Source organism: Methanoregula sp., assembly GCF_035543475.1.
Lineage (GTDB): Archaea > Halobacteriota > Methanomicrobia > Methanomicrobiales > Methanospirillaceae > Methanoregula.
Window position 1 is genome coordinate 1 of record NZ_DATKKA010000013.1, and the last position, 10,930, is coordinate 10,930.

16 protein-coding genes are annotated in these 10,930 nt (G+C 55.9%); 12 read left to right on the top strand and 4 right to left on the bottom strand.

What is annotated here, in order from left to right:
- Positions 1-21 precede the first annotated feature (21 nt).
- The 10 genes from rpl7ae (at position 22) to VMS83_RS05765 (ending at position 5,229) form a co-directional block, all read left to right on the top strand.
- On the top strand, positions 22-390 hold the full coding sequence (rpl7ae, locus tag VMS83_RS05720) for a 50S ribosomal protein L7Ae (RefSeq protein ID WP_325410741.1): 369 nt from the start codon (positions 22-24) through the stop codon (positions 388-390).
- Between the two features lie 9 nt (positions 391-399).
- Positions 400-609, top strand: a complete 210-nt coding sequence (locus VMS83_RS05725) for a 30S ribosomal protein S28e (RefSeq protein ID WP_012106229.1) — start codon at positions 400-402, stop codon at positions 607-609.
- Positions 610-614: 5 nt separating this feature from the next.
- Complete coding sequence (locus VMS83_RS05730) at positions 615-806, top strand: 50S ribosomal protein L24e (protein WP_325410746.1); 192 nt, start codon at positions 615-617, stop codon at positions 804-806.
- Between the two features lie 8 nt (positions 807-814).
- Positions 815-1,267 carry a nucleoside-diphosphate kinase gene (ndk, locus tag VMS83_RS05735; RefSeq protein WP_325410748.1) on the top strand — a complete coding sequence of 151 codons (453 nt, stop codon included), beginning with the start codon at positions 815-817 and terminating at the stop codon, positions 1,265-1,267.
- 49 nt (positions 1,268-1,316) lie between these two features.
- Positions 1,317-1,967, top strand: coding sequence for a MarC family protein (locus tag VMS83_RS05740; RefSeq protein ID WP_325410750.1), 651 nt, complete (start codon positions 1,317-1,319; stop codon positions 1,965-1,967).
- The gene (locus VMS83_RS05745) at positions 1,967-2,167 is read left to right on the top strand and encodes a hypothetical protein (RefSeq protein WP_325410752.1); all 201 of its coding nucleotides are present in this window, start codon (positions 1,967-1,969) and stop codon (positions 2,165-2,167) included. Before VMS83_RS05740 ends, VMS83_RS05745 begins: the two co-directional genes overlap by 1 nt.
- Positions 2,168-2,193: 26 nt before the next feature.
- Entirely contained in the window at positions 2,194-2,991 is a 798-nt protein-coding gene (locus tag VMS83_RS05750; RefSeq protein ID WP_325410754.1) for a nitrilase-related carbon-nitrogen hydrolase, read from the top strand.
- Between the two features lie 52 nt (positions 2,992-3,043).
- Complete coding sequence (gene thrC / locus VMS83_RS05755) at positions 3,044-4,249, top strand: threonine synthase (protein WP_325410756.1); 1,206 nt, start codon at positions 3,044-3,046, stop codon at positions 4,247-4,249.
- Positions 4,186-4,824: a DUF5803 family protein gene (locus tag VMS83_RS05760; protein ID WP_325410757.1), complete on the top strand. Its 639-nt coding sequence runs from the start codon at positions 4,186-4,188 to the stop codon at positions 4,822-4,824. Before thrC ends, VMS83_RS05760 begins: the two co-directional genes overlap by 64 nt.
- A 129-nt stretch (positions 4,825-4,953) precedes the next feature.
- On the top strand, positions 4,954-5,229 hold the full coding sequence (locus VMS83_RS05765; RefSeq protein WP_325410759.1) for an acylphosphatase: 276 nt from the start codon (positions 4,954-4,956) through the stop codon (positions 5,227-5,229).
- A 69-nt stretch (positions 5,230-5,298) separates the two neighbouring features.
- Here VMS83_RS05765 and mch read toward each other — a convergent pair whose 3' ends face one another.
- The 4 genes from mch to VMS83_RS05785 form a co-directional block, all read right to left on the bottom strand.
- The gene (mch, locus tag VMS83_RS05770) at positions 5,299-6,243 is read right to left on the bottom strand and encodes a methenyltetrahydromethanopterin cyclohydrolase (protein ID WP_325410761.1); all 945 of its coding nucleotides are present in this window, start codon (positions 6,241-6,243) and stop codon (positions 5,299-5,301) included.
- 68 nt (positions 6,244-6,311) lie between these two features.
- Positions 6,312-7,436 carry an ORC1-type DNA replication protein gene (locus VMS83_RS05775; protein ID WP_325410762.1) on the bottom strand — a complete coding sequence of 375 codons (1,125 nt, stop codon included), beginning with the start codon at positions 7,434-7,436 and terminating at the stop codon, positions 6,312-6,314.
- A gap of 217 nt (positions 7,437-7,653) precedes the next feature.
- A complete protein-coding gene (locus VMS83_RS05780) occupies positions 7,654-8,805 on the bottom strand; it encodes a cofactor-independent phosphoglycerate mutase (protein ID WP_325410764.1) in 1,152 nt (383 codons plus the stop codon).
- Between the two features lie 11 nt (positions 8,806-8,816).
- Positions 8,817-9,749, bottom strand: coding sequence for an NAD-dependent epimerase/dehydratase family protein (locus VMS83_RS05785; RefSeq protein ID WP_325410766.1), 933 nt, complete (start codon positions 9,747-9,749; stop codon positions 8,817-8,819).
- A 39-nt stretch (positions 9,750-9,788) separates the two neighbouring features.
- Between VMS83_RS05785 and VMS83_RS05790 the strand changes: the two genes are divergently transcribed.
- Both VMS83_RS05790 and VMS83_RS05795 read left to right on the top strand, forming a co-directional pair.
- Positions 9,789-10,667, top strand: a complete 879-nt coding sequence (locus tag VMS83_RS05790) for a methanogenesis marker 12 protein (RefSeq protein ID WP_325410768.1) — start codon at positions 9,789-9,791, stop codon at positions 10,665-10,667.
- Between the two features lie 43 nt (positions 10,668-10,710).
- On the top strand, positions 10,711-10,930 hold a 220-nt coding region (locus tag VMS83_RS05795; RefSeq protein WP_325410770.1), incomplete at its 3' end, for a 2-oxoacid:acceptor oxidoreductase family protein.

The window sequence follows — 10,930 nt, forward strand, 5'->3', positions numbered from 1 at the left end:
GGCCCCTGAATGAGGTGAGTTATGGCAAAAGGCTACGTAAAAACCGAGGCTCCCGAGGAGCTCCAGAACAAGGCGCTTGAAGCCCTTGAAGTTGCAAGAGACACCGGAAAGATCAAGAAGGGTTCAAACGAGGCAACAAAAGCCATTGAACGCAGCGCCGCACTGCTTGTTTTAATCGGCGCTGATGTCGAGCCCGCAGAGATCGTCATGCACCTTGCTCCGCTGTGCGAGGAGAAAAAGATCCCCTACATCTTCATCAATAAACAAAACGACATCGGTGCCGCGAGCGGTCTTGACGTCGGTTCTGCTGCAGCAGCAATCGTCAAGCCCGGCAAGGCAAAAGAAGTGGTTGAGGATCTCGCAAAGCAGCTGGTTGCCTTAAAGGCATAAGGGGTACTCATGGCTGACGACGCAACGCCCGCAGAAGTCATCGAGGTTGTCGGTTCCACCGGTATGCACGGGGAAGCGATGCAGGTCAAATGCCGGATCCTCGATGGCAACAACAAAGGGCGCATTATCACCCGCAACACGGTCGGCCCCATCCGGGAAGGAGATGTCATCATGCTCCTCGAGACCGAACGCGAAGCAAAGAAACTGTCAAGAAGGTGAACTTCATGGTTGAACAGCACATCTGCAGTTTCTGCGGTGCTCCGCTTGAGCCAGGCACCGGTAAAATGTTCATCAAGAAAGACGGCACGATCTTCTATTTCTGCAGCACCAAGTGCCAGAACAACCACAAGCTGGGCAGGGTTCCCCGCCGGGTTGAGTGGACCGCTGCAGGGCAGAAAGGGACAAACAAGGAGTGAGATCCCCCATGGATCGCACCTTTGTGATGGTCAAGCCTGACGGGGTCCAGCGCGGACAAGTCGGCGAGATCGTCTCCCGGCTTGAGGCAAAAGGCCTCAAACTCGTGGCCGCCCGTTTCGAGGTTCTGCCGGAGGCCCGGGTCACCGAGCAATACCGGGAACACCTCTCAAAAGCCTTCTTCCCGTCCCTGAAGTCCTATATCATGGGAGGCCCATGCTTCCTGATGGTCTGGGAAGGCAGGAATGTGGTTGCCATCGTCCGAAAGATCATCGGGGCCACAAACCCCCAGGAAGCAGCTCCCGGGACTATCCGGGGCGATTTCGGGATTGATATCGGCAGGAACGTGATCCATGCCTCTGATTCCCCCGAAAGTGCTGCACGGGAGATCGGTATCCACTTCAAGCCCGTGGAACTATTCGCATACACCCGGATCGATGAATCCGTGTTATACGAATACTAAAACTTCTTTTGCCGGAAACTTCAATTAGCCATAAGGAAGGTCTTTCTTTATGGACAGTGATCTGCTCAGTTTCTCCCTGCTGTGCCTGTCCTCTATTATTATCATCGTTAACCCGCTCGGAGCTACGCTGACGTATATCACGTTGACAGAGAACCTTGAAAAAGAGGTAAAAGGCCAGATCATCCGGGATGCCTGTTCCATAGCCCTTATCATCCTTATCATCACCGGCATTGCCGGTACAATAATTCTTCAGATCCTGGGGATCACCCTCGAAGCATTCCAGATCGCCGGAGGGCTCCTCCTCTTTGGGATCGGTATGGAAATGGTCTATGCAAAAACCTCCCGTACCAAACTGACGGCTACCGAGAAATACGAATCACGGGATAGCGAGGATATCTCTGTGATGCCGCTTGCCATCCCCATGATTGCCGGCCCCGGGGCGATCACTACCACCATCGTCTTTACCAACAACGCCGCGAACCTGTCAATTGCTGCGCGGCTGGTGGTTTTTGCCGCGATCGGCATATCGATCGCGATCACCTATTTTATGATGAGGAACGCTGAATATATCATGCGTAAGATCGGGCAGCGGCAGTACCGGGTGATCAACCGGTTACTGGGGATGCTGCTCATCGCGATCGCTGTGCAGTTTGTGATAACCGGGATAAAACTCGCATTTCCCGTTACAGGAGCGTTGTGATGTCTGATTGGGACGGTGCTTCTATAGGTCTGATCCTTGTTGGTTGCAGCATTATTACCGCAGGGATCATCATCGCTGCTATGCTTCTTGGCCTTCTCCAGTCATCCTCGCGATTCCTTCTGCTCACGGCAATTTTCCTTGTCGTGATGGGAGCAGCAGTCGTCCTCTTCATTGACCGGAGAAGCGGACAGGAATCCTGATTCCACGGTTCACGGAGATTTTTCTTATGCTCTGCTGCAGCGCCCAGATCCGCAGCGCCTGGGAGGATCCGGACCGGACGCTTGAGATTGCGGCGGACTGTTTTTCCCGTGCAGCCCGATCCGGGGCCAAAATGATCTCTTTTCCCGAACAGTTTGCTACCGGATGGGATCCTCATTCGCTACAAAACACCGGGGATCTCACCGGCCCGACTGTGAGCGGTTTCAGGAAACTTGCAAAGGAGTATTCAATCGCGGTTATCGGATCATTCCGTGAAACCTTTACGCCAAAGCCACGAAATACGGCGATTGCGATCGATAGCAGGGGAGATATCCTGACTACGTATGCAAAGATCCACCTCTTCACCCCCGGCCATGAGGATAAAACTTTTTTCCCGGGAACCAGCCTTGCTACCTTTACTCTTGAGGGCGTGCAGATCGGCCTTGCCATCTGTTACGATCTCCGGTTCCCGGAACTTTTCCGGTTATACCGGCGCAAAGGTGTTCATGCAGTGATTGTGCCTGCAGCCTGGCCACAGAGCCGGATGCTGCACTGGGAACTCTTCATCCAGTCCCGTGCAGCGGAGAATCAGATGTACGTGGCGGGGGTGAACACGGTCGGAACAAATCCCGTGGACCGGTATGCCGGGGAGTCCATGACCGCCGATCCGCACGGGGCGATCATCGCACGGGCCGGCCCGGAAGCTGAGCTCCTGTACTATGAGATCGATCCCCGGGTTGTGGAGCAGGCCCGCAGGGATTTTCCCGTAGAAAATGACAGGAAGGACGATTTGTACAGCATTCTCCTGCAAAAACATCGGGAGTAATGACAATCTTTCCAACCACTTCTATATGTACCCGGAAAACCAATAACTGACTATGTACCATCTCGTGTGCGTTCACTGCGGTGCTACTTATCCCGCTGACGAGATTCTCTATAATTGTAAAAAATGCGGCCACCTGCTCGCGGTGAAATACCCTCTTGATACGATCACCGTGAAGCGTTCCACCTGGGATGCCCGCCCGCTCTCGGTCTGGCGCTATAAGGAGCTGTTACCGGTGCACATCGAGCCGGTATCCCTGCAGGAAGGGGGGACCCCTCTTTACCACTTAAAACGCCTTGGGGATGAGATGGGCCTTAAGCACCTCTACGCGAAGCACGAAGGCATGAACCCCTCGGGATCCTTCAAGGATCGCGGGATGACCGTAGGTGTCTCGATGGCGCTCCAGCTCAACAAGAAGAGCGTTGCCTGCGCAAGCACCGGGAACACCTCGGCAAGCCTTGCAGTCTATGCCGCAAAGGCAGGGATCCCTGCCGTCGTGCTCCTCCCTGCCGGGCACGTAGCAGTCGGGAAGATCGCACAGGCACTGATGCACGGTGCAAAGGTTATTTCGATCCGGGGGAACTTCGATCGAGCGCTTGAGATGGTCCACGATCTCTGCCTCACGCACGGGCTCTATCTCCTGAACTCCATTAACCCCTACCGGCTTGAAGGGCAGAAGACCATCGGGTTTGAGGCGATCGACCAGCTGGGCTGCGTTCCCGACCGGATTGTCCTCCCGGTCGGAAATGCCGGAAATATTTCAGCGGTATATAAAGGACTGCTGGAACTCGAAGCACTGGACTTTATCGACCGGCTCCCTAAAATGACCGGTATCCAGGCAGTCGGTTCGAGCCCGGTCGTCAGGGCAATCAGGGAGAACCTGCCCGCGGTGATAACTGAAGAGCACCCCGAAACCCTTGCCTCGGCTATCCGGATCGGTGCTCCGGTGAACGCAGAGAAAGCCCTGGTCGCAATCCGGAAGACCGGCGGGACCGCAGAGTCCGTGACAGATGAGGAGATCCTTGCCATGCAGCGCGATCTTGCACGCAAGGAAGGAATCGGTGTGGAGCCGGCATCGGCTGCCTCGGTTGCCGGCATCCGCAAACTCTGCGAGATGGGGGCAATCGATCGTGACGAGAAGATCGTGTGTGTGGTGACCGGCCACCTTCTTAAAGATCCGGATACGGTGATCAAGCAATGCGAACCCCCAATCGAGATCGATGCGGACCTGCCCTCGCTGCTCTCTGCGCTGCACTTGTAATCATCCTCTGTGCCCCCCCGGCTGGGGCACTTGATGCCACCTACCAGGTGTTGCCCAACGCTACCTCGTATGCCGCCCGGGTAGACATCACGGGTGCATCGAACTATATGTTTGCCGACACTGACATGCTGGGGGAGAATCTTCCGGTTACCGTTACTAACGTGACCCTGATCGCGGAGAACGGCACACGGGTAGATTTTAACTGGACAAACCCGTGGAACGCACCCTCATCCATCACTTTTCCCAAAGGAAACTATACGGTTACCTACATCGCTCCCCTGAATAACAACCAGCTCCAGGAGACGTACCTCTCGCCCTACAACGTGAGTGTGGCCCTGCCCGCGGAGTACGATGTCCGTAATCCCCTCCTTGCGGGTTTGAGCCAGGGAGCAAACGTGACCCGGCTTCCGGACAACTCAACGCTCGTCTCCTGGAACCAGGCACTCTCGTTTAACCTCCGCTTCTATGACCAGGCCCGGGAAGACCTGCTGTACCTCTTTGCCGAGTTCATGGTGATCCTTGCTGCCATCCTGCTGATGCCGTTTTTCCTGATAAGAAAACCTCCTGAAGTGTAGCGGGTTTCAGGATCCCATCATCTCACCTTTCCGGGAACGGCCACTTCAGCCGGGTAATTCCAACAGATTGTGATTGTCGCCGGACCAGAACAGCAAAACTTAATGCACCATCTGCCCTGATCAGGAGTGATGATACGGGTTACCGCTGTGGCAACCGGTAAAGTACAGGGAGTGGGATACCGGCAATACGTATCGGACTGTGCCCACCAGCTTGGACTGCATGGTTCGGTGCAGAACATGCATGATGGATCGGTACAGATGATTGCCGAGGGATCGCCTGCCGCCCTTGAAGATTTTATCCGGCGGGCATGGGCCCGGGAAGAGCCGGTGATCCATGTCGAGGACCTGCAGGTGGCCCAGAGCGGGGCTACCGGGGAATTCAGGGGATTCTGGGTAAAATGGTAATTCCGACGTATAACCTGCCGTATTACCCGATTTCCTTTTAAAAAAGACCACGCTGCAATAAAAAAAGAATTACTGTAACCCGAACGACTTCAGGGTTACATCGGTATTGACAGCACCGACATGGTAGACGCTGCCGTCAGAGAGCTCGTTGATGACAACCTCCGCCGGGGAGAAGAGCGAGGTATCGATCTTGTAGAAGTCGTACCCTGCTTCCTTGAAAATGTCGTTGAACGGCTTGCCGTAGCCCTTGGACTTGCTGCTCGGGATCTTTTCAAGGTAGTCCTTGATCTCCGGCGCATTCATCGTGAGCTGAATCTGACCATGGTAGATGGTCGCATCGTTCGTGACGCCCATCGCCCGCTTGGCTCCCCGGACCGGCGGGATCGGGGCAGTCCCGATTGCAGAGGTGATCTTTCTTGTGTCAAAACCGAGTTCGTTTAACTTGTAGATCGCTGTCTCCACGCAGCGCCCCGAGACCTGGATCGATCCGACAATCGAGGATGTCGGTGCCACTACTGCACATGCATTTGCCACATCGACGTGACATTCCTCGGCAATCTTCTCCATGACTTCGCCGTTGGGCAGGTGATCTGATTCAAGGCAGATTACAGCACAGTCGTAATCGTCCTCGTAATCGATCACTTCAAAGGTGTGCTTGGGCTTGAGGGAGAGTGCCCGGGCCGGGCCACTGCCCATGGCAAAATAGTTCCCCACCTTGACGGTCCAGCCGGCTTTCTGGGCACCAAGGCAGGCTATCGAGGGAAAATCGGTATTTACATCGATGAACGGCTGGGGGAATTCCTTGATGTGCCCCATCCTGAAGTTGACCTCTCCAAGACCGCCCATACAGATCTCGGTAAATGCCCGCCCTGCTGCATATCCTCCTCTCGTGCTGACCCCGCAGTCGACAATGCGTGCGCCATTGTCGAGTTCGTGGTATGCTGCGTTAAACTCCTCGGCCAGATCGGCGAGGTTGTCAAATATTTCAAGTGCCAGTTCGTTAACACTTAACATAGAAAAACCCCTGTCTCATAAGAAGAGGGTTCTCAAATAGATAAGATTTTTGAAATATTCCGTCGGGCTTATAAAAGATATTCCAAGACTCTGGCTGGTTCGTACCGGAGCGTAATAACCCGGGTCCGGCCCTTCCCGTCACGGTAATGGAGATTGACCAGTCTCATTGCATCCATCTTTTTTACGATCTCATAAAAGCGGGTATAACCGATGGGGAACTTCTCCTTGATGATTTTATAGACTTCACCTGCATTCATCTCGGCGCCGGCGGTGCTTGCCGTGGCAAGTTCCCGGAGGATCCTGCGCTCTTCGTCTTTGAGCGTCCGAAGCGTATATTCGAGGTGGAGATATTTCGAGACCGCGTATGCGCCACAGATATCCTCCCGCTCAATACTGCGCCGGGCAGACCGCTCTGCATTGAGTGCAGCCCGCTTGAGGAGATCGATACCCACCCGCAGGTCGCCGCTCTTCTGGGTCTGCTCCACCACGAGTTCCAGCATCGGGTCGCTTAAAACCCCTGAAAAGAACCCCTGCATCACACGGGCGGTCATGATCTCCCGCACTTCTTCATTGCCATACGGCGGGAAATAGATCTCGGTGGGCCGGAAGACCGAGGAGACCCGTGCATCCACGGCGCGGGAAAGGTCCACATCAGGATCGCTGATGATCACAATCACCCCGATCCGGACTCCCTCGTAGGACTCGTGGGCCCGAAGCAATGTATAGAGCACCGTGTTGAGTTCGTTCTCGTAGAGGAGATAATTGGCATCGTCAAGTGCGACAAGGAGCACGCACTCCTCTTTCTGGAGCAGGCGGGCGACTGCGTCGAAGACCTGTTTGAACGAGGTCCCCGAAGAAGGGGGAAGGTGACCGGAGAGTTTTTTGTAGATCTGGGAGAGGATGGCAAACTTGGTGTTATCCATCTGGCAGTTGACATGGACCGGGATCAGTTTCTTGGTGGTTTCCTCGATCTCCTGGAAGAGTTTTTTGATGCTCGTGGTCTTTCCGGAGCCGGGGAGACCCTTGCAGATCGTATTGAGGGGACGGCCCCCCCGGAGTCCGGGCTTAATCTGGAATGCGAGTTCTCGCATCTGGGTATCACGGAACTCGAACTGCTCGGGGACGTAATCAATCTCGAAGACATCCGGGTCCCGGAACAAGGACTCATCCCACATCAGCAGGTTCTTTTTCATCGTTAGTATTCCATCAACGTTGCAAAAGATAACAGCTCTGGTTACCCGGGCCGGATCGGTTTATGCACTAGGTACGCGCTTCAGGCTGCCTGACCGCCAAACCTATATCCGCCTGAACGAGAAACGACAAATGCAGATGAGGCAGATGATGAAAGTTACCCCCACTGAAAAAAAGATGATGATGCAGGGGACTGATGCCACATCACCCTTTTACCCATCACGTGAACAGGAATGACAGAAACTCTGTTGCTTCCCTTGTTCCGAACATCCCCGACTGCGCTTCTTTCTCGGAGAACTGCGTGCAGGAATCCGTACCCTTTCCCGTCACCACAAAAGGCACCAGCTCACGGGAATGCGTCTTGATTCTGATCGGTGTTGGGTGATCGGGCAGGACTGCAACGATCCCGTCAAATTCCGCCCGGATTGCGCCAACAACGCGGTCAACGTTCTCGATGGCCCGGACCTTCTCCTCAATGCTTCCTTCGTGCCCGGCCTCGTCCGGGGCCTCGATATGGATATAGACGAAATCGAGGCGCTGGATTGCATCAAGGGCATACCGTGCCTTTGCCATGTAGTCCGTATCGAAGTACCCTGTGGCACCGGGGACTTTGATGACCTCCATGCCGGCACAGCGGGCAATGCCGTTGAGGAGATCAACCGCCGATATCATGCCCCCCGTGCGCTGGTATTTTTCAAAGAACGAGGGAAATGCCGGGCGGCGCCCGCCGCTCCACGGCCAGATCTGCGTTACCGGTGGTTTGCCGGCCCTTACCCGTGCCATATTGACCGGGTGCCCGGCAAACACTTCGCGACTCACTGCCATGCAGGACAGGAGGAGATCCGCGTCACCGTTGCGGGGCAGGTATTCCGCAATCGGCTGGCCCACGATGTCGTGAGGCGGTGTCGAACCTGCTGCCGAGCCTTGGGGAACGATCAGGAGATTACGGTAACTGACCCCGGCTTTTACCTCCACGCGGGGCACCTGCGGGGCAAGTGAGGTCAGGAGTGCTGCACCTTCGGCGCTCGTGATGTGACCTGCGGAAAAATCCTCCATGATTTCATCCCGGATAGTCACGAGATTACACCGGTAAGCAACATCCGTGGGGGCAAGATCGACACCCATACTCATCGCTTCGAGCGGCCCGCGGCCGGTATAGTACTTCTCCGGGGCATAACCGAGGATGGACATGTTCGCGATATCGCTTCCCGCTTCGAAACCATCGGGAATCGTATGCAGCATACCGCACGCCCCTTCCCGCGCCATCCGGTCCAGATGGGGTGTCTGCGCGTACTCTAAGGGGGTCTTTCCTCCCAGTTCCGGGATCGGCTCATCTGCCATACCGTCACCGAGAATAAGGATACATTTCATCGCGATGCCCCTCACGAGGATTTAAGGAGATCGCGGGCCGCAAGCCGTACGCTCTCCCGGGACCCAAGCTCTGGCTTCCAGCGCCTGTTTTTGATCCGTTCTATGGACAACTGCATCCGGGGCACATCGCCCACCCAGCCGCGCTCGCCGCCCGTGAACCGGAACTTCACATCCGGCAGGTGCATCTCCTCGGCTACGATCTCAGCGATGCTCTTTACGTCGATCCAGTCCTCGGAGCCGATGTTAAAGATATTGACGGTCCCCCGTGTGCGCAGGGCAAAGAGCATAGCGGCAACGCACTCGTGTACTTCAAGATAGGACTTGGCCTGTTGCCCGTCCCCAAGGATCTCAAGCTCGGCCGGGTTTTCTTTGAGCTTCCTAATGAAATCCGTGATAACACCGTGGCCGCTGCGCTCGCCCACGATATTGGCAAACCGGTAGATCCAGGATTTCATGCCAAAGGAATAGCAGTACGAGGAGATCAGCGCCTCGCAGGCCAGCTTGCTTGCCCCGTACACGGATATAGGAAGGAGGGGGGCATAATCCTCCGGCGTGGGAATAACGGTTGCATCGCCATATACCGTGGATGTGGAGGTAAACACGAGCTCCGTGACCTCGTACCGGCGCATTGCCTCAAGAACCCGGTACGTGGCCATGATATTGTTCTGCATTGTGGGATCGGGATTAATGGCGCTCTGCCGGACATCCGGGTCCGCTGCAAGGTGGAAGAGGCGGTCCGCCCCATCGATATGTTCCTGCCAGCCGTCGTCCAGCAGGTCAGCCTGGACAAACCGGGCCGCGCCGTTGTCGATGTGCCGGGCAATACATTCCCGGCGTCCTGCACAGAGCGAGTCGATGACCAGCACCTCGTTACCCTGGGCAACGAGCGTGTCAACCAGATGGGAGCCGATAAACCCGGCCCCGCCTGTCACCACATCAAACATCAATACCTAATATGTAGTTTATGCTATAGGATTACTGCTATGTTCATCGGGATCGATCACGGCACGACCGCCATGCGCTTCTCCTCAGAGACCGGCCGTTTCAAGCTGACGCGCGAGGAGGCTACCGGCTTCTCCGTTGAAGACCTCACCCGCCTCTGCCCGCCCGACGAGATCGAGGGGATTGCCCTGTGTTACTCGATGGGCGATAACTTCTCCCGGATCACTAGGATAGACAAGGTACAAAACCGGGGAATCATCAGCCGCGAGGGTGCAGGCAAACACATTGGCGGGGGAACGAAAGTCTTTGATGAGATCCAGAAAAGCGGTATTCCTGCCGTGGTCATTCCCGGCCTGCACCGGGGCTCGCCGACCGATCCCCGGTTCAAGGCCTATTCCCACCAGTCGAGCCCGGAAAAGATCGGAATCGCATTCGAGGTCTGCCACCATCTGGGCGACGATATCGTGGTCTCGGATGCCAGTTCCAACACCGTGACGCTGCTGGTCTCTGCCGGAAAACTTGCCGGGGCCTTTGATGCCTGCATCTTTGCCCCGGGCACCCGGCACGGTGCGCTCGATGTCGATGCAATCCGCAGGATAGACGCCGGGAAGTGCACCGCAAACGAGGCATTCCAGCAGGCCGGGGTAAACTATTCCCTTCCCGATGACGAGTTCTTGCGCATCCGGACCGTGGCCATGTTCTCCGCCATGGAATGCGCCGCGCTCCTGTTGCTCAACCCGCGCGCCCGGGTTGCACTTGCCGGGTCGCTTGCCCCGGTCATCGCTCCTGAGGTAGAGTCCCTTCTGGGCACGGATGTGGCTGTTTACGATGAATGGTGCGCATCCCGCGGTCTGGCACGCATTGCCCGCGATGTCTTTTCCGGGGCAGAGGAGATCCTTGGCCTCGGAATAGATCTCTAGATTTATATCGATTTATCATGTAAAATTACTGAGGGGTTTTTCTTTGAGAGAACTTCGTATCCACGGCAGGGGCGGCCAGGGATCGGTCACCGCTGCGGAACTTATTGCAACTGCTGCATTTGAAGGAGGAGTTTTTTCGCAGGCGTTCCCTGCGTTCGGTGTCGAGCGGCGCGGTGCCCCGGTGCAGGCATTCGTGCGGTTCGATGACCGGAAGATCCGGCTCCGAAGCCAAGTGTACGAACCGGACTATATCATTGTCCAGG

What these genes read in the sequence shown, in the direction of transcription:
- rpl7ae (WP_325410741.1), top strand. Translation starts at nt 22, where the DNA reads ATGGCAAAAGGCTACGTAAAAACCGAGGCTCCCGAGGAGCTCCAGAAC.
- VMS83_RS05725 (WP_012106229.1), top strand. Translation starts at nt 400, where the DNA reads ATGGCTGACGACGCAACGCCCGCAGAAGTCATCGAGGTTGTCGGTTCC.
- VMS83_RS05730 (WP_325410746.1), top strand. Translation starts at nt 615, where the DNA reads ATGGTTGAACAGCACATCTGCAGTTTCTGCGGTGCTCCGCTTGAGCCA.
- ndk (WP_325410748.1), top strand. Translation starts at nt 815, where the DNA reads ATGGATCGCACCTTTGTGATGGTCAAGCCTGACGGGGTCCAGCGCGGA.
- VMS83_RS05740 (WP_325410750.1), top strand. Translation starts at nt 1,317, where the DNA reads ATGGACAGTGATCTGCTCAGTTTCTCCCTGCTGTGCCTGTCCTCTATT.
- VMS83_RS05745 (WP_325410752.1), top strand. Translation starts at nt 1,967, where the DNA reads ATGTCTGATTGGGACGGTGCTTCTATAGGTCTGATCCTTGTTGGTTGC.
- VMS83_RS05750 (WP_325410754.1), top strand. Translation starts at nt 2,194, where the DNA reads ATGCTCTGCTGCAGCGCCCAGATCCGCAGCGCCTGGGAGGATCCGGAC.
- thrC (WP_325410756.1), top strand. Translation starts at nt 3,044, where the DNA reads ATGTACCATCTCGTGTGCGTTCACTGCGGTGCTACTTATCCCGCTGAC.
- VMS83_RS05760 (WP_325410757.1), top strand. Translation starts at nt 4,186, where the DNA reads ATGCGAACCCCCAATCGAGATCGATGCGGACCTGCCCTCGCTGCTCTC.
- VMS83_RS05765 (WP_325410759.1), top strand. Translation starts at nt 4,954, where the DNA reads ATGATACGGGTTACCGCTGTGGCAACCGGTAAAGTACAGGGAGTGGGA.
- mch (WP_325410761.1), bottom strand. Translation starts at nt 6,243, where the DNA reads ATGTTAAGTGTTAACGAACTGGCACTTGAAATATTTGACAACCTCGCC.
- VMS83_RS05775 (WP_325410762.1), bottom strand. Translation starts at nt 7,436, where the DNA reads ATGAAAAAGAACCTGCTGATGTGGGATGAGTCCTTGTTCCGGGACCCG.
- VMS83_RS05780 (WP_325410764.1), bottom strand. Translation starts at nt 8,805, where the DNA reads ATGAAATGTATCCTTATTCTCGGTGACGGTATGGCAGATGAGCCGATC.
- VMS83_RS05785 (WP_325410766.1), bottom strand. Translation starts at nt 9,749, where the DNA reads ATGTTTGATGTGGTGACAGGCGGGGCCGGGTTTATCGGCTCCCATCTG.
- VMS83_RS05790 (WP_325410768.1), top strand. Translation starts at nt 9,789, where the DNA reads ATGTTCATCGGGATCGATCACGGCACGACCGCCATGCGCTTCTCCTCA.